This window comes from Streptomyces sp. NPDC058326, assembly GCF_042879855.1.
Classification (GTDB): domain Bacteria; phylum Actinomycetota; class Actinomycetes; order Streptomycetales; family Streptomycetaceae; genus Streptomyces.
In genome coordinates this window covers 72,884-88,201 of record NZ_JBHVZO010000020.1, presented here as the reverse complement: position 1 = coordinate 88,201, position 15,318 = coordinate 72,884, and the positions used below count along the sequence as shown (strand labels likewise).

Genomic DNA, 15,318 nt, shown 5'->3' with positions numbered 1-15,318 from the left:
CCCGAGCCGTCGGCGCCGCCCCTGCGGCCGTCAGCCCCTAGAACCGAGCCCTGGCCACCCGCTACGACAAACGAGCCACCCATTACCAAGCCATGGTCACCCTCGCCTGCCTCCGACTCTGGCTCCCATGACTTTCCGGACACCCCCTAGCGCCAACACCCCCCCCGGCCAGCGTCCGAGCTGGCGACGGCCCCCGGCCGTCAGCGTTCGTGAGGCGCCAGCGCCTCCCAGCGGACCGTCACCTCGCCCTGGCGCCACCGCCGTGGGCCGTCCGTCAGGGGCCAGTCCGCCGCGAGGTCGCGGACGGCGCGGATCCACCGCTGCCGCGCGCCGAGCGAGGCGTACGGCGCGGCCGCCGCCCACGCCCGGTCGAAATCCCGCAGGAACGCGTACACCGGCTCGCCCGGAACGTTGCGGTGGATCAGCGCCTTCGGCAGCCGCTCCGCGAGGTCCGAAGGGCGCTCCAGCGAGCCCAGCCGGGTCGCGAAGGTCACCGTCAGCGGCCCGGTCCGGTCGAGCGCCACCCAGACGTGCCGGCGCCCGATCTCGTCGCAGGTTCCCTCGACGAGCAGTCCGCCCCCGTGCCCCCCGTCCCCGGGTGCGAGCCGCTCGCACAGCCGTCGCCAGACGGCCGCGACCTGCTCCTCGTCGTACTGGCGCAGCACGTTCGCCGCGCGGATCAGCGACACCTGGCCGGGTACGGGCACCTCGAACCCGCCGTGCAGGAAGGAGAGGCCCTCGTGCTCGTACGGTTTCGCGGCCTCGACGCGGGCGGGTTCGATCTCGATGCCGTAGAGGCGGGTGCGGGGGTCCGCGGTGCGCAGCCGGGCGAGGAGTTCGACGGCGGTCCAGGGGGCGGCCCCGTATCCGAGGTCCACGGCGACGGGCGGCTCGGGGGAGCGGCGGAGGGCGGGGCCGTGGACGGCGGCGATCCAGCGGTCCATGCGGCGCAGACGGTTGGGATTGGTGGTCCCGCGGGTCGGTGTGCCGACGGGGCGGGTGGTGCGCGGGGCCATGCCGAAAGCGTACGGGGTGGGGTCGGGCGCCCGGTTCGTGGAGGCGACCGACCACCCGGCCCGGTAATGAATTGGCAAAGTGCCGCGTGCGATGGAAATGAAAGGGTCCATTCCGGTGTTGTTCACGGCCGGAGGGCGCACCACGTCCTCCCGCCGTCATGTCCGCGGCGCTCATGCTCAGCCCCCGAGCGGAAGGACCGCCGACGTGAGCCAGTACGTGTCCCGGTTCGCCGGTACCCGGCACCGGCACCCGGCACCATCCCGGCTTCGGCTTCCCGGCCGGAACCGCACCCCGCGCCGCGTGGCCATGCTCAGCGTCCACACCTCTCCGCTGCACCAGCCGGGGACCGGCGACGCGGGCGGCATGAACGTCTACATCGTCGAGCTGGCGAAACGTCTCGCCGCCATCGACATCGAGGTGGAGATCTTCACCCGGGCCACGACCGGCGGCCTCCCCCCGGTCGTCGAGCTCACCCCGGGCGTGCTCGTACGGCATGTGGACGCCGGCCCGTACGAGGGTCTGGCGAAGGAGGAGCTGCCGGCTCAGCTCTGTGCCTTCACGCACGGCGTGATGCAGGCGTGGGCGGGTCACCGCCCCGGCCACTACGACCTCGTCCACTCCCATTACTGGCTCTCCGGGCACGTCGGCTGGCTTGCCGCCGAGCGCTGGGGCGTGCCGCTCGTCCACGCCATGCACACCATGGCGAAAGTCAAGAACGCGGCGCTCGCCGAGGGCGACACGCCCGAGCCCGCGGCCCGGGTGATCGGTGAGACGCAGATCGTGTCCGCGGCCGACCGCCTGATCGCGAACACGGCCGAGGAGGCCGACGAGCTCGCGCGTTTCTACGAGGCCGATCCCGGCAAGATCGCGGTCGTCCACCCGGGCGTCAACCTCGATCACTTCCGGCCCGCCGACGGCCGTGGCGCGGCGCGCGCCCGGCTCGGGCTGCCGCAGGACGCGTTCATCCCAGTCTTCGCCGGCCGGATACAGCCACTGAAGGCCCCGGACATCCTGTTGCGGGCCGCCGCGGCGCTTCTGGACCAGGATCCCTCGCTGCGTTCGCGCATGATCGTGCCGGTGGTCGGCGGCCCGAGCGGCAGCGGCCTCGCGAAGCCGGAGGGGCTGCAGAAGCTGGCCGCCCGGCTCGGGATAGCGGACATCGTCCGCTTCCATCCGCCGGTGGGCCAGGACCGGCTCGCGGACTGGTTCCGCGCGGCGAGCGTGCTGGTCATGCCTTCGTACAGCGAGTCCTTCGGCCTGGTCGCCATCGAGGCGCAGGCGGCCGGCACCCCGGTCGTCGCGGCGGCGGTCGGCGGCCTGCCCGTGGCCGTACGGGACGACGTGACCGGTTTCCTCGTGCAGGGGCACGACCCGGCGGACTACGCCCGGGCGCTCGGCCGGTTCGTCGCGGACCCGTCGCTCTCGGCGCGGATGGGTGCGGCGGCGGCCCTGCACGCCGGTTCCTTCGGCTGGGACACGGCGGCCTCGGGTACGGCGGATGTGTACACGGCCGCCATGCACGACCACCGGCTGCGTGAGAACCGCCGTCGCGTACGCTCCCACCATGGCTGAGGCTGAGACCGTCCGGCGGATCATCGAGGACACCTTCAAGGACGCGGAACTGGAGTGGGAGTCCCCCGAGCCGGGTTCGTACGTGGTCAAGCTCCCTGGCACGCGCAAGCTGTTCACGACGCTCTCCCTGCGCGCCGGCCGCCACTCGCTCTCGCTCAACGCCTTCGTCGTCCGGCACCCGGACGAGAACGAGACGGGCGTCCACCGCTGGCTGCTCGAACGCAACCTCAAGCTGTACGGGGTGAGTTACGCGGTCGACGGCCTCGGCGACATCTACCTGGTGGGCAAGCTGCCGCTCGCCGCCGTCACGCCGGAGGAGCTGGACCGGCTGCTCGGTTCCGTCCTCGAAGCGGCGGACGGTGACTTCAACACGCTCCTGGAGCTCGGCTTCGCGTCGGCGATCCGGCGCGAGTACGAGTGGCGGGTCTCGCGCGGTGAGTCGACCCGGAACCTCGACGCGTTCAAGAACCTGACCCGGAAATCCGCGGACTGACCCCGGAATCTGAGGACCGACCTCTTCCCGCAGGGGAGTTCCAGTGCCATGCTCGCGCCCGGCGTAGATCTGAACACCGTTCATATACATGAAAGGTTCAGGGGCATGGCACTCAGCAGAAGGCAGTTCGTCGGCAGCGCGGTGGCGGTGGCGGGAGCGACCGCGGCAGGTCTCGGCACCACGGGCTTCGCCGCACCCGTCGCCCCCGCCCGGCTCTGGCGGGAGTTCGAGGCCGCCCCCTACACCCACCCGCAGATCCCCTACGTGGGCCGGGCCGGAGCCCACGCCGGCGCCCGCCGCACGCCCCGCCCCCGCGTGGTGGCCGACGCCCTCACCTACGGGGCCACCCCCGACGCCCGACGCGGAGCGAACGAGGTGCACGGCACCGACTCGGCGCCCGCCATCAACCGGGCCCTCGCGGAGGCGGGGGAGCGGGGCGGCGGCACGGTCCTGCTGCCGCCCGGCACGTACCGGATCGACGACTACCTCCGGATCGGCCACAGCGGCGTGGTCCTGCGCGGTGCGGGCTCCGGCCGCACGACCCTGCTCGCCACCCGGAACCTCACCGAGCTGATCGGCCCGTACGGCTCCCGGTACGGCGGCGACAAGTCCTCCTGGTCCTGGGCGGGCGGCCTGATCTGGCTCTCCCCGCACACCCGGCACGCCTCCCTCGTCGCCGCGATACGGGACCGGGCCTGGCCCTTCGAGGGCTGGACCGGCAACCGGCGCGACGAATGGACCACGCTGACCGCGGTCCGCCCGGCCCGCCGCGGCGACCGCTCGATCACGGTCGACGACCCGTCGGCCCTCCGGCGCGGCCGACTCGTCGTCCTCCGCCTGGCCGACGATCCCTCCCACACCCTCCTGGAGCACATGGCGGGCGGCGGACCCGGCCCGGAGGCGTACAGCTGGGACGACAGGACGAAGCTGACCAGCTACGTCCCCTACGAGTGGCCCGTACGGATCACCGCCGTCCGCGGCCGCACCGTGACCCTGGAACGGCCGCTGCCCCTCGACGTACGCCCCGAGTGGGACCCCCGACTGATCTCGGGGGCCGAGGCACTCACCGACTCAGGGGTGGTGGGCCTGACCCTGGAGGCGGTGGAGACACCGCAATCCCCCCACCTCCTCGACCAGGGCTACAACGGCGTCACCTTCCAGTGCGCGTACGACTGCTGGGCCGAGGACGTGGTCGTACGCCATGTCGACAACGGCTTCGGGCTCGTCGCCGCCTCCGCCTGCACCCTGCGCCGCACACGGGTGGAGGGGCGCGGCTCCCACCACCCGTACTACTGCCGGGAGGGAGCGCACGACAACCTGGTCGAGGACTTCCGCGTCGCCGCCCGTACCGTCCCCGCCCCGGCCGGGACCCAGCTCCACGGCATCAACGTCGAGGGCCTGTCCAGTCACAACGTCTGGTCGCGCGGGGTCATGGAGATGGGCACCTTCGACACCCACCGGGGCATGCCCTTCGCGAACGTACGGACCGAGATCACCGTCGAGAACAACGGCAGGCACGGCGGCGACGCCTCCGCGGGCCCGCTCTACGGCGCCCGGTTCGCCCACTGGAACGTGACGGTGACCAACGGCCGGGCCGGCCTCGTGAAGATCGACACCGTCGCCCCGTACAGCGCGACGGTCGGCATCAGCGAGGTCCGCGAGTTCGACCAGACCGACGTCCCGGACTTCACGGGCGACCTCCACGCGCGCGTGGAGGCGTACGGAACCCCGGGTTCGGTGCGGCCGCGGAACCTGTACGAGGCACAGCGGGCGCTCGGTCAGGGGTGACCGAGCCGGTCCGCCCGGTACCGGCCCGGCGTGGTGCCGAACTCGCGGCGGAAGGCGTGCGAGAGGGCGTACGGCGTGCTGTAACCGACCTGGCGGGCGACGGCCTCCAGCGGGTCCCCGGTGTCCCGGAGCAGGGTCGCGGCCCGGGTCAGACGCCACCACGTCAGGTACGCCATGGGGGGCCGGCCGACCAGGGCGGTGAAACGGCGGGCGAGAGTGGGCCGGGAGACGCCGGCCTCGGCCGCGAGCCGGGTGTTGGTCCAGGGGGCGGCCGGGTCGGAGTGCAGCGCGCGCAGCGCGACGGCGGTCACCGGGTCGCCGAGGACCGCCGGCCAGGCCCCGGCCGTGCTCTCGGCCAGCCACGCCCGGATCATGTAGACGAGCAGCAGGTCGAGCAGGCTGGGCAGGGCGACGCAGGAGCCGGGCCGCCGTTCGGACAGCTCGCCGCCGAGGAGGCCGATGGCGGCCCTGAGCTCGGGACGGCCGCCGGCCCGGTTCGGGAGGTGGACGAGCGGCGGGAGCTCCGCGAGGAGCGGGTGCTCGTGGCTGCGGTCGAGCCGGTACTTGCCGCAGAGCATCTCGACCTCACGGACGGGGGCACCGGTGGCCGGCGGGGCCGGTGGGGCCGGTCGGGCCGATGGGAGCAGCGCGGCAGCCGGGGCGCCGCCGGTCCACCGTTCGTACGGCACGGCCCGCCGCACCGTCGCCGCGTCGGCGGGCGAGTCGGCGATGACATGGCCCGTACCGTGCGGGAGCAGGACCGCGTCCCCCGCGCCCAGCGCGACCGGCTCACCGCCGTCGGGCAGCAGCCAGCAGTCGCCCTCAAGGACGACGTGGAACCCCGCGCCGTCGTACGGGGCCAGCCGCGCGCACCAACTCCCGCCGACCCGCACCCGGTCGGAGGAGGGCTGTCCGGTCCGGACGGCCGAGATCGCGTCGCTCACCACGTCCATCGCGGCAGCGTATCCCGCCGCGCACCGGCCGTGAGACGTACGCGTATCCGGGCGAGCAGTCCGGGCATTGAGGCGCTCACGCACGCTTCCTAGGCTCGGCGGCATGGACAGGGAGAGCGCGCAGCGCATCGTGCTGGGAGACGTCGAGATCATCCGCGTCGTGGAGTGGCAGGGGCCGTTCGCCCCCGCCCGGGACCTCGTCCCGGCGGCCGGAGCCGCGCTGTGGAAGGACAACGAGGACTGGCTCGCGCCGGACCACTGGGATCCGGCGAGCGGAGCGGCGGTGATGGCGCTGCAGACGTGGGTGCTGCGCAGCGCGGGCCGGACGGTCCTCGTGGACACCGGGGTCGGCGACGGACGGGAGCGGCCCCGCTCGCCGCACTTCCACCACCGGCGGGGGGACTTCCTCGGCGATCTGGAGCGGGCGGGCATCCGTCCCGGGGACGTCGACGTGGTCGTCAACACGCATCTGCACGCCGACCACGTCGGTTGGAACACGCACGCGGCGGACGGGGAGTGGGTTCCCACGTTCCCGAACGCCCAGTACCTGCTCGCGGCCGCCGACGACTTCCACTTCGGCCCGCGGAACGCGTACGGCGGCGGGCGGAACGAGGAGGACCGGCTGGTCTACGAGGACAGCGTCGCACCGGTGCACCGAGCGGGGCAGATGCTGCTGTGGGCAGGGGCCCACCGCATCGACGAGAACCTTCTCCTGGAGCCCGCGCCCGGCCACACACCCGGTTCCGCCGTCCTGCGGCTCGCGTCCGGCGGCGACCGGGCGGTCTTCGTCGGGGACCTGCTGCACAGCCCCGTACAGATCCTCGACCCCGCCTGCGGCAGCTGCTTCTGCCTGGACGCGGAAGGGGCGGCGGTCAGCCGCCGCCGCGTCCTCGAACGCGCCGCCGACGCGCGCGAGCTGGTCGTGCCCGCGCACTTCGGCGGGGCGGGTGCCGCCGAAGTGCGCAGGCAGGGGAGCGGGTTCGCCCTGGCCGGGTGGGCGGCCGGGGGTACGGCGTGAGGGCGCGCGGTCAGGCGCCGGCGGACTTCACCGGGGCGGCGGCGGTCTCCGAGGCGCTGTCGGGGCCACCACCGGCATCGGCCCCGCTGTCGTCGCTGTCGGGGTGGCCGTCGCTCCCGGCGTCCTCGGCGAGGGCCTGCCGCAGCAGGGTGAGGTAACCGACGGCGGCGAGGACGCCGATCGCGGCCGTCGCCGCCCACAGGACGTCCGGGCCGGGACCGTCGACGATCGCACCGGCGCCGATCGGGGCGGCGAAGCCGGCGACGGCCCAGGACATGCCCATCACGCCCTGGTAGCGGCCCCGGGCGTGCTCGGGAGCCAGGCGGGCGGTGGCGGCGGCGTTCGTCGGGACGTGGATCATCTCGCCGACGGTCCAGACGACCACCGTCACGGCGAAGGCCGCGGAGGAGCCGGCGAGGGCGGTGGCGCCGGTGCCGACGGCGAAGAGGAGGGAGGAGAGGCCCAGCAGGAGGACCGGCGACCGCTTGTCGGTCAGCTTGTTCACGAGCAGCTGGAAGCCGACGATCACGATGCCGTTGACGGCGATGACGACGCCGTAGGACGAAGGGGAGAGGCCCTGGTCCGCCATGGTGAGGGGCAGGCCGATCCAGGGGGCGGTGAAGACGAGGCAGACGAGCAGGTTGAGCAGGACGAGGGTGCGGAAGGGCGCGTCGCGCAGCACGGTGAGCATGCTGACCTTGTCCTCGACGACGGGCGCTCCGCTCTTGTCGGTGCGGGCCTCGGGCCGGGTCTCGGGGAGCCGGAGGAAGACGATGACGGCGCACAGGACGGTGGCGACGGCGTCGACGACGAAGAGGGTGCGGTAGCCGAGGAAGATGGCGGCGCCGCCGCCGATGGAGGCGATGGCGAAGCCGAGGTTGAGCGCCCAGTAGTTGAGGGCGTAGGCCCGGCGCACGTCGTGGGCGGGGACCATGTCGGCGATGGTGGCGTTGATGGAGGGCCGGACGGCCTGCATGGCGACGCCCATGAGGAGGACGACCGTCGCGATGGCCCAGGCACTGGTGACGACGGCGAGGGCGGCGGCGGAGGCGGCGGCCGCGAGGTGCATGGTGACCATGGTGGGCCGCCGGCCCCAGCGGTCCGTGAGCGCGCCGCCGAGCGGCGAACCGGCGACGCCGCCGAGGCCGTGGAGGGCGACGACGAGTCCGGCGAACCAGGCGGAGTGCCCGAGCTCGATCGTCAGATAGAGGGAGAGGAAGGTGAGGACGAACGCCCCGGTCCGGTTGACCAGGGTCGACAGCCAGAGCCACCAGAATCCCGGCGGGAGGCCCGAGACCGTCGCACGCGCTGATCGTCTGAGCGAGTCGATGGACATGTGTGGCCGCCCCCTGCTGTACGTAGCCCTGAATGTAAGACCTGCTTCCGGCTCTCGTAACTTACGCATCTCAGGTGCCGGACGCCAGCGGATTGACGACGCGCGTCAATCGTCAGAGGTCGATTAGGCTCGTCCGCATGGCCGACGCACCGTACAAGCTGATCCTCCTCCGCCACGGCGAGAGCGAGTGGAACGAGAAGAATCTGTTCACCGGTTGGGTGGACGTGAACCTCACCGCCAAGGGCGAGAAGGAGGCGACGCGCGGCGGCGAGCTGCTCAAGGACGCCGGCCTGCTGCCCGACGTGCTGCACACCTCCCTCCAGAAGCGCGCCATCCGCACGGCGCAGCTCGCGCTCGAGTCCGCGGACCGCCACTGGATCCCGGTCCACCGCTCCTGGCGCCTCAACGAGCGTCACTACGGCGCCCTCCAGGGCAAGGACAAGGCCCAGACGCTCGCCGAGTTCGGCGAGGAGCAGTTCATGCTGTGGCGCCGCTCCTACGACACCCCGCCGCCGGCGCTCTCCGACGACAGCGAGTACTCCCAGGCGCACGACGCCCGTTACGCGACGATCCCGCCGGAGCTGCGCCCGCGGACCGAGTGCCTCAAGGACGTCGTCGAGCGGATGCTCCCGTACTGGTACGACTCCATCGTCCCGGACCTCCTCACCGGCCGCACGGTCCTCGTCGCCGCCCACGGCAACAGCCTCCGCGCCCTCGTCAAGCACCTCGACGGCATCTCGGACGCCGACATCGCGGGCCTCAACATCCCGACGGGCATCCCGCTGTCCTACGAGCTCGACGAGAACTTCAAGCCCCTCAACCCGGGCGGCACCTACCTCGACCCGGACGCGGCCGCCGCGGCCATCGAGGCCGTGAAGAACCAGGGCAAGAAGTAACCCTGACGCCCCCTCGGGAACTCGGGACGCAGGGCGCAAGTCCCCTCAAGCCCTCCTGAACCCCCCCTCGAAGCCCCTGCCGGCGGAACCCCCGCCGGGAGGGGCTTCGTGTCGGATGCTGGACCGGACGGGTGAGGGGGAAACCTTCCGGCGGAGGGGCTTCGTGTGGCGGTGGTGCGGGGCTGTTAGTGGTGCGGGTGGAACTGCTCCTCCTCACACGAATCGAGAACCCCCGTGCGTCTCCGGCACTCCGTCGCCGCCGTCTGCGGTGCCCTCGCCCTCACCGCCGCCCTGGCCGCCCCCGCCCACGCCGCCACCGGCGACTTCGGCTACCGGTTCGTCGGTATGGACGGGTACCCGCAGGCGGTCACCCTGCACGACCCCGCGAGCGGTGAGTGCGTCGCGATCCCGGAGGCCGCCGACCCGGGCTCCTCCGCGCCCGCCTTCGCGCCGCACAACGACACCGACGCGTACGCGGTCGTCTTCACCGAGCCCGACTGCACGGGCGACTCCTGGACCCTCCGTCCTCACGGCCGCCCCGCCACGGACCGTCTCAAGCTCCGCTCGGTCCTGTTCCTCGGCTAGTCGGATAATCACCGGCGCCCCGCGCGTGGCGGCCGGTACCTTTCAGGCCATGAGCACGTCACCGCGCCTGGAGAAGGTCACCCCCGCCAACGTCGACGCCGCCCTCGCCCTGCGCGTCCACCCCCACCAGGAGCACAACGTCTCCCCCGTGGTGCAGTCCCTCGCCGAGGCGTACGCCTTCGGGGAGGCGGCCTGGCCGCGGCTGATTCTCGACGGCGACCGGCTCGTCGGGTTCCTGATGGCCTTCCTCGACATCCCGTGGAACGAGGAGAAGGACCCCGCCGACCGCCGCAGCGGTCTCTGGCGCCTCAACATCGCCGCCGACGCCCAGGGCAAGGGATACGGACGGTTCGCCGTCGAAGCCGTACGCGACGAGCTGCGCCGCCGCGGAACACCGCTGATGTACGTGACCTGGGAACCCGGCGAGGACGGGCCCGGCGAGTTCTACCGCCGGCTCGGCTTCCGTACGACCGGTGAGGCCAGCGGCGGCCAGACCGTCGGCGTACTCGACGTGTGAGAGAGCGGCGTACGGGTGAGGGGGTGGGGTGCGGATTCCGCGCCCCACCCCCTCCTCGGTCAGCCCGAGCAGCCGCCGCACTGGCACGGGGCGCCCGACTGGCAGCCGCAGCCGCAGCCCGAGCCGCACCCGCAGGCGCCCAGTACGGGCAGCAGCATCGGCTCCCGCGGCGCCTCCGGCCCGGAGTCGCTCGTCGTCATCGGGGATTCGGCCATGAGGGTCCCTCCCTTTCGAGGCGTGCGTCGCCTCCCCCCATTGCATGCCCACCCGCACGGGCGCATCAACGGCGCATCGGCGCCCGTGCGCCTACGCGCCCCCGGGCCCGCGGACGACGCCCCACCCCCCGGGCACCCGCCAGGGTCACGCGCCCCCGAGCCCCCGGGCCCGCGAACGACGCCCCGCCCCCCGGGCACCCGCCAGGGTCACGCGCCCTCCACCGGCGCGTCCGACGCCTGCAGCTCGTCCGCGTGCTCACCCGTCACCAGGTACACGACCCGCTTGGCCACCGACACCGCGTGGTCGGCGAACCGCTCGTAGTACCGGCCGAGCAGCGTCACGTCCACCGCCGTCTCGATGCCGTGCTTCCAGCGGTCGTCGATCAGGTGCTGGAAGAGCGTCCGGTGCAGCAGGTCCATCTCGTCGTCGTCCTGCTCCAGCTGGAGCGCCAGATCGACGTCCTTCGTGATGATGACCTCCGCCGCCTTCGCCATCAGGCGCTGGGCGAGCTGCCCCATCTCCAGGATGGTCGCGTGCAGGTCACGCGGCACCGCCGACTCCGGGAACCGCAGCCGCGCCAGCTTCGCCACGTGCTGCGCCAGGTCGCCCGAGCGCTCCAGGTCGGCGCTCATGCGCAGCGAGGTGACCACGATCCGCAGATCGGTCGCCACCGGCTGCTGCCGCGCGAGCAGCGCTATCGCACGCGCCTCCAGATCGTGCTGGAGGTCGTCGACCTTCTGGTCCGCCGCGATCACACTCTCCGCGAGCTTCAGATCCGCGTCGAGCATCGCCGTCGTGGCGCGCCCGACCGCCGACCCGACGAGTCGGGCCATCTCGACCAGGCTCTCGCCGATCGAGTCGAGTTCCTCGTGATACGCGTCCCGCATGGATGTCCCTCTCTACGCAAAGCTCCGGGGTCCGGGTGGGGCTCGGACCCCCACGCTCCCACGTTCGGCCCCCTACGCGTCCGGCTCCACCCCCACACATGAACCATCACTTTCCCCCAGGTGAACTCTGGGCCACACGCACCACCGTCCCCGCTGGGGCAAATGAACCGGTCCCGTCTTCACAGTGAACTCTGAGCGACGAGTGTTCGAGGAGCCACTCGGACGGCTGGGAGAGTGTCCCCGGCCCCGCATAACCTTGAGGCATGGACGTGAACGCGGCAGTGGCCGCATTGGCCGCGATCGCCGGCGTGTGCACCGGCGTGATCGCCATGCTGGCGTTCCGCTGGAGCGAACGCGACCAGGCGCGACCCACCCGTAGCTCCCTGCACACCGACGCCGTGCTCCCGCCCGGCGTCGACACCGTGCTGTCCGTGCTGCGCTCCTCCGCGGTCGTCCTCGACGAGAGCGACTCCGTGGTGAAGGCCAGCTCGGCGGCGTACGCGCTCGGGCTGGTCCGAGGCGGGAAGCTGGCCGTCGAGCCCATGCTCAACATGGCCCGCGACACCCGCCGCGACGGGGAGATACGACAGGTCGAGCTGGACCTCGCGCGGCGCGGCACCGGACGCGGCGAGGCCCTCGCCGTCTCCGCCCGGGTCGCCCCGCTGGGCTCGCGCCTCGTCCTGCTCCTGGTCGAGGACCTCACCGAAGCCCGCCGCATCGAAGCGGTACGGCGCGACTTCGTCGCCAACGTGAGCCATGAGCTCAAGACCCCGACGGGCGCCCTGTCCCTGCTCTCCGAGGCGGTCATGGACGCCTCGGACGACCCCGAGGCGGTCACCCGCTTCGCCGGCCGCATGCAGATAGAGGCCACCCGCCTCACCAACCTCGTACAGGAGCTCATCGACCTCTCCCGCGTGCAGAACGACGACCCGCTGGAGGACTCCGAGCCCGTGTCCGTGGACGAACTCGTCGCCGAGGCGATCGACCGCTCCCGGCACACCGCCTCCACCAAGCAGATCACCATGGTCTCGGGGGGAGAGGCCGACCTGCGGGTCTGGGGAAGCCGCGGCCAGCTCGCCGCCGCCCTCGGCAACCTCGTCGAGAACGCGGTCAACTACTCACCGGCCCGTACGCGGGTGGGCGTCGCCGCCCGCCGCGTCGCCGCACCCGCCGGCGACCTCATCGAGATAGCCGTCACCGACCAGGGCATCGGCATCCCCGACAAGGACAAGGAGCGCGTCTTCGAGCGCTTCTACCGCGTCGACCCGGCCCGCTCCCGTGCCACCGGCGGTACGGGGCTCGGTCTGGCCATCGTCAAGCACGTGGCCGCCTCGCACGGCGGCGAGGTCACCGTCTGGAGCACCGAGGGCCAGGGCTCCACCTTCACCCTGCGGCTGCCCGAGGCGGGCGCCGCACGGGACCGCCGGCCCGCCTCTTCCCCCACCCCTGATCTCATGACCGAACCGCTTCCTGCCCCGGAGGTCCTTCCGTGACCCGAGTGCTCGTCGTCGAGGATGAGGAATCCTTCAGCGACGCCCTGTCGTACATGCTCCGCAAGGAGGGCTTCGAAGTCGCCGTAGCGGCGACCGGGCCCGACGGTCTCGACGAGTTCGAGCGCAACGGGGCCGACCTCGTCCTCCTCGACCTGATGCTTCCCGGGCTGCCCGGTACCGAGGTGTGCCGGCAGCTGCGCGGCCGCTCGAACGTCCCGGTGATCATGGTGACCGCCAAGGACAGCGAGATCGACAAGGTCGTCGGCCTGGAGATAGGAGCCGACGACTACGTGACGAAGCCCTTCTCCTCGCGGGAGCTGGTCGCCCGCATCCGCGCGGTCCTGCGCCGCCGCGGCGAGCCGGAGGAGGTCACCCCGGCGGCCCTGGAGGCCGGCCCGGTCCGCATGGACGTAGACCGTCACGTGGTGACGGTCTCGGGCGGCAAGGTCGACCTGCCGCTGAAGGAGTTCGACCTCCTGGAGATGCTGCTGCGCAACGCGGGCCGAGTCCTGACCCGTATGCAGCTGATCGACCGGGTGTGGGGCGCGGACTACGTCGGCGACACCAAGACCCTCGACGTCCACGTGAAGCGCCTGCGGGCGAAGATCGAACCGGACCCGGGCGCGCCGCGCTACCTGGTGACGGTCCGCGGCCTGGGTTACAAGTTCGAGCCGTAGACAGCTCCGGAGTCATACATGTGAAGGGGCGCCCCCCGGCCGGGGGGCGCCCCTTCACACGTACAGGTACCGCTGGCGGTCAGTGTCCGGTGCCGTGCTCCGCCTCGCCCGACGGCGTCGCGGAGGCCGTGGGGGAGGAGCCCGGGGGCGCCGGGACGACCTCGGGGCCGAAGTCCTTGAAGTAGGTGGTCGCCGGGACGACGAAGGCGTTCAGGCTCACGTCGCCGGTCTTGCTGAGCTTGAACGTGACCTTCTGGGCGTCGCCGTCGCGGGTGGCCTCGTTGCCGTTCTCGATGACGGCGGAGGCGTTGCCCGCGCCGCCGATGACGACGGAGCCGTTGGCCGGGACGGTGATCGGGCCGGTGCCCTGGGCCGCCTTCAGCTTCACGGTGGCGCTGCTGCCCGGCAGGCTGATGGCGTCGAGGGTCTGCGGCGTGGCCCCGTTGTTGAAGACGGTGGCGGAGACGACGGCCGGGCCCTTGGAGGCGGCCTCGGGCTGGGTGATGACGAGCGCGTTCTGGATCTTGACGTCATCCACCGTGACGGCGGCGTTGTCCGGCCGGACACCGAGCGTCTGCGCGTCGTTGCCCGCCCCACAGGCGGACAGCGTGGCGATGGAGAACACGATGGCGGTGGCGGCGAGGGCGCCGCGTCGAAGGCTGCGGCTCACGGCGGCGGCATCTCCTAGGACGTTCGGATCAGGCTACGGACAGGCTTCGGAACTACGGACGAGCTTCGGAGCTACGGATCAACTAAAGGTGTGTCAGCGCGCTTAGGTTACCGAGCCGCACTCTCCGTCCCGCACCCGACCCGCCCCTAACCGGCCGCGGCCGTCTCCGGGTGCCGCCGCGGAGCGCCCGGGGTGCCCGCGAGCCGCGCCTCGCCCCGCCCGCGAAGATCGGCCCCCGGAGCCGGCCGGTGTGGCCGGATCACGACCCATTGACCTGTTGTTCACATAACTGCCTTGATCAATTCGAGGGCCGCCCCGCATTCCCCGGAGCCGTGCCTCCGGAAAACTCCGCCCCCGTGTCGGCTGATCAATTACGGAATCACCCCGTGATGCATCCGTACGGGTGGACGATCCTCGAACGGAGTAGGTGAAGAAGGCCACTCCGAACCCGACAAATCGGGTCATCGCCCCTCTCTGGAGGCAGTCCGGGCAGGAGTGACGTGCGTGTTTCTCTCCGTCCGCACAACCACTCCGACCTGCGAATACCGCCTTCCGGAAGCCCTCCGCAGCACGTCCCTGTCGCTGTTGTCAAGCCCCGAGATATGCCCTGACCTGCGAAAACGCCATTCAGAAGAAGCCGTATCCGTGTTACCCTGGATAGCCACGGAAGGGGTACCTGTCACATGACGTTCAAGGTTGGCGACACCGTGGTCTATCCCCATCACGGGGCCGCGCTGATCGAGGCCATCGAAACTCGCCAGATCAAAGGCGTGGACAAGACCTACTTGGTGCTCAAGGTCGCGCAGGGCGACCTGACGGTGCGTGTGCCGGCGGACAATGCGGAGTTCGTCGGTGTTCGCGACGTGGTCGGTCAGGATGGGCTGGACCGGGTCTTCGAGGTGCTGCGCGCGCCGTACGCCGAAGAGCCGACGAACTGGTCCCGGCGCTACAAGGCAAATCTCGAGAAGCTCGCCTCCGGCGATGTCATCAAGGTCGCCGAAGTAGTCCGCGACCTGTGGCGGCGCGAGCGCGAGCGGGGTCTCTCCGCAGGTGAGAAGCGCATGCTCGCCAAGGCGCGGCAGATCCTGGTCAGCGAGCTGGCCCTCGCGGAGAACACGAACGAGGACAAGGCCGAGGCTCTCCTCGACGAGGTCCTCGCGTCCTGATGAGCGTGCTCTGACGACATCCGAGCGCGTTCCC

General features: G+C 71.9%; 16 protein-coding genes and 1 pseudogene. 11 read left to right on the top strand and 6 right to left on the bottom strand.

Annotated elements, in window-relative coordinates; all coding sequences use genetic code 11:
* Window positions 1-41: 41 nt before the first annotated feature.
* Window positions 42-131: pseudogene (locus ACFVYX_RS29555) on the top strand (IS5/IS1182 family transposase); the annotation flags it as partial.
* Window positions 132-200: 69 nt separating this feature from the next.
* Here the strand turns inward: ACFVYX_RS29555 and ACFVYX_RS29550 are convergent.
* Window positions 201-1,016, bottom strand: coding sequence for a class I SAM-dependent methyltransferase (locus ACFVYX_RS29550; RefSeq protein WP_389684544.1), 816 nt, complete (start codon window positions 1,014-1,016; stop codon window positions 201-203).
* A 205-nt stretch (window positions 1,017-1,221) separates the two neighbouring features.
* Here ACFVYX_RS29550 and mshA point away from each other — a divergent pair, with 205 nt between their 5' ends.
* The 3 genes from mshA (at window position 1,222) to ACFVYX_RS29535 (ending at window position 4,870) form a co-directional block, all read left to right on the top strand.
* The gene (gene mshA, locus ACFVYX_RS29545) at window positions 1,222-2,589 is read left to right on the top strand and encodes a D-inositol-3-phosphate glycosyltransferase (RefSeq protein WP_389684543.1); all 1,368 of its coding nucleotides are present in this window, start codon (window positions 1,222-1,224) and stop codon (window positions 2,587-2,589) included.
* Window positions 2,582-3,082: a YbjN domain-containing protein gene (locus tag ACFVYX_RS29540; protein WP_389684542.1), complete on the top strand. Its 501-nt coding sequence runs from the start codon at window positions 2,582-2,584 to the stop codon at window positions 3,080-3,082. Before mshA ends, ACFVYX_RS29540 begins: the two co-directional genes overlap by 8 nt.
* Window positions 3,083-3,187: 105 nt before the next feature.
* The gene (locus ACFVYX_RS29535) at window positions 3,188-4,870 is read left to right on the top strand and encodes a glycosyl hydrolase family 28-related protein (RefSeq protein WP_389684541.1); all 1,683 of its coding nucleotides are present in this window, start codon (window positions 3,188-3,190) and stop codon (window positions 4,868-4,870) included.
* Here the strand turns inward: ACFVYX_RS29535 and ACFVYX_RS29530 are convergent.
* Window positions 4,861-5,823: an AraC family transcriptional regulator gene (locus ACFVYX_RS29530; RefSeq protein WP_389684540.1), complete on the bottom strand. Its 963-nt coding sequence runs from the start codon at window positions 5,821-5,823 to the stop codon at window positions 4,861-4,863. The genes ACFVYX_RS29535 and ACFVYX_RS29530 overlap by 10 nt on opposite strands.
* Window positions 5,824-5,926: 103 nt before the next feature.
* Here ACFVYX_RS29530 and ACFVYX_RS29525 point away from each other — a divergent pair, with 103 nt between their 5' ends.
* The gene (locus tag ACFVYX_RS29525; RefSeq protein ID WP_389684539.1) at window positions 5,927-6,841 is read left to right on the top strand and encodes an MBL fold metallo-hydrolase; all 915 of its coding nucleotides are present in this window, start codon (window positions 5,927-5,929) and stop codon (window positions 6,839-6,841) included.
* Window positions 6,842-6,851: 10 nt separating this feature from the next.
* Here the strand turns inward: ACFVYX_RS29525 and ACFVYX_RS29520 are convergent, their stop codons facing one another.
* Window positions 6,852-8,177: an MDR family MFS transporter gene (locus ACFVYX_RS29520; protein ID WP_389684538.1), complete on the bottom strand. Its 1,326-nt coding sequence runs from the start codon at window positions 8,175-8,177 to the stop codon at window positions 6,852-6,854.
* Window positions 8,178-8,314: 137 nt separating this feature from the next.
* Here ACFVYX_RS29520 and ACFVYX_RS29515 point away from each other — a divergent pair, with 137 nt between their 5' ends.
* The 3 genes from ACFVYX_RS29515 to ACFVYX_RS29505 all read left to right on the top strand — a co-directional run bounded on the left by ACFVYX_RS29515 (window position 8,315) and on the right by ACFVYX_RS29505 (window position 10,175).
* Window positions 8,315-9,073, top strand: a complete 759-nt coding sequence (locus tag ACFVYX_RS29515) for a phosphoglyceromutase (RefSeq protein ID WP_389684537.1) — start codon at window positions 8,315-8,317, stop codon at window positions 9,071-9,073.
* Between the two features lie 234 nt (window positions 9,074-9,307).
* Window positions 9,308-9,658, top strand: a complete 351-nt coding sequence (locus ACFVYX_RS29510) for a hypothetical protein (protein ID WP_389684536.1) — start codon at window positions 9,308-9,310, stop codon at window positions 9,656-9,658.
* Between the two features lie 49 nt (window positions 9,659-9,707).
* Complete coding sequence (locus ACFVYX_RS29505; protein WP_389684535.1) at window positions 9,708-10,175, top strand: GNAT family N-acetyltransferase; 468 nt, start codon at window positions 9,708-9,710, stop codon at window positions 10,173-10,175.
* A gap of 59 nt (window positions 10,176-10,234) precedes the next feature.
* On the opposite strand, the gene ACFVYX_RS29500 is transcribed toward ACFVYX_RS29505, so the two are convergent.
* Both ACFVYX_RS29500 and phoU read right to left on the bottom strand, forming a co-directional pair.
* Window positions 10,235-10,390: a hypothetical protein gene (locus ACFVYX_RS29500; protein WP_169749546.1), complete on the bottom strand. Its 156-nt coding sequence runs from the start codon at window positions 10,388-10,390 to the stop codon at window positions 10,235-10,237.
* A 207-nt stretch (window positions 10,391-10,597) separates the two neighbouring features.
* Window positions 10,598-11,278, bottom strand: coding sequence for a phosphate signaling complex protein PhoU (phoU, locus tag ACFVYX_RS29495; RefSeq protein ID WP_384111601.1), 681 nt, complete (start codon window positions 11,276-11,278; stop codon window positions 10,598-10,600).
* A gap of 263 nt (window positions 11,279-11,541) precedes the next feature.
* On the opposite strand from phoU, the gene ACFVYX_RS29490 reads away from it, so the two are divergent.
* Together ACFVYX_RS29490 and ACFVYX_RS29485 are read left to right on the top strand one after the other, a co-directional pair.
* Window positions 11,542-12,771 (top strand): sensor histidine kinase, encoded by a 1,230-nt coding sequence (locus ACFVYX_RS29490; protein ID WP_389684534.1) that lies wholly within the window; start codon window positions 11,542-11,544, stop codon window positions 12,769-12,771.
* Window positions 12,768-13,448, top strand: a complete 681-nt coding sequence (locus ACFVYX_RS29485; RefSeq protein WP_017242433.1) for a response regulator transcription factor — start codon at window positions 12,768-12,770, stop codon at window positions 13,446-13,448. Before ACFVYX_RS29490 ends, ACFVYX_RS29485 begins: the two co-directional genes overlap by 4 nt.
* Window positions 13,449-13,527: 79 nt before the next feature.
* On the opposite strand, the gene ACFVYX_RS29480 is transcribed toward ACFVYX_RS29485, so the two are convergent.
* The gene (locus ACFVYX_RS29480; RefSeq protein ID WP_389684533.1) at window positions 13,528-14,118 is read right to left on the bottom strand and encodes a DUF461 domain-containing protein; all 591 of its coding nucleotides are present in this window, start codon (window positions 14,116-14,118) and stop codon (window positions 13,528-13,530) included.
* Between the two features lie 683 nt (window positions 14,119-14,801).
* On the opposite strand from ACFVYX_RS29480, the gene ACFVYX_RS29475 reads away from it, so the two are divergent.
* Window positions 14,802-15,284, top strand: coding sequence for a CarD family transcriptional regulator (locus tag ACFVYX_RS29475; RefSeq protein ID WP_003953493.1), 483 nt, complete (start codon window positions 14,802-14,804; stop codon window positions 15,282-15,284).
* The last annotated feature ends 34 nt before the right edge of the window (window positions 15,285-15,318 follow it).

What these genes read in the sequence shown, in the direction of transcription:
- ACFVYX_RS29550 (WP_389684544.1), bottom strand. Translation starts at nt 1,016, where the DNA reads ATGGCCCCGCGCACCACCCGCCCCGTCGGCACACCGACCCGCGGGACC.
- ACFVYX_RS29540 (WP_389684542.1), top strand. Translation starts at nt 2,582, where the DNA reads ATGGCTGAGGCTGAGACCGTCCGGCGGATCATCGAGGACACCTTCAAG.
- ACFVYX_RS29535 (WP_389684541.1), top strand. Translation starts at nt 3,188, where the DNA reads ATGGCACTCAGCAGAAGGCAGTTCGTCGGCAGCGCGGTGGCGGTGGCG.
- ACFVYX_RS29530 (WP_389684540.1), bottom strand. Translation starts at nt 5,823, where the DNA reads ATGGACGTGGTGAGCGACGCGATCTCGGCCGTCCGGACCGGACAGCCC.
- ACFVYX_RS29525 (WP_389684539.1), top strand. Translation starts at nt 5,927, where the DNA reads ATGGACAGGGAGAGCGCGCAGCGCATCGTGCTGGGAGACGTCGAGATC.
- ACFVYX_RS29520 (WP_389684538.1), bottom strand. Translation starts at nt 8,177, where the DNA reads ATGTCCATCGACTCGCTCAGACGATCAGCGCGTGCGACGGTCTCGGGC.
- ACFVYX_RS29515 (WP_389684537.1), top strand. Translation starts at nt 8,315, where the DNA reads ATGGCCGACGCACCGTACAAGCTGATCCTCCTCCGCCACGGCGAGAGC.
- ACFVYX_RS29505 (WP_389684535.1), top strand. Translation starts at nt 9,708, where the DNA reads ATGAGCACGTCACCGCGCCTGGAGAAGGTCACCCCCGCCAACGTCGAC.
- ACFVYX_RS29500 (WP_169749546.1), bottom strand. Translation starts at nt 10,390, where the DNA reads ATGGCCGAATCCCCGATGACGACGAGCGACTCCGGGCCGGAGGCGCCG.
- phoU (WP_384111601.1), bottom strand. Translation starts at nt 11,278, where the DNA reads ATGCGGGACGCGTATCACGAGGAACTCGACTCGATCGGCGAGAGCCTG.
- ACFVYX_RS29490 (WP_389684534.1), top strand. Translation starts at nt 11,542, where the DNA reads ATGGACGTGAACGCGGCAGTGGCCGCATTGGCCGCGATCGCCGGCGTG.
- ACFVYX_RS29475 (WP_003953493.1), top strand. Translation starts at nt 14,802, where the DNA reads ATGACGTTCAAGGTTGGCGACACCGTGGTCTATCCCCATCACGGGGCC.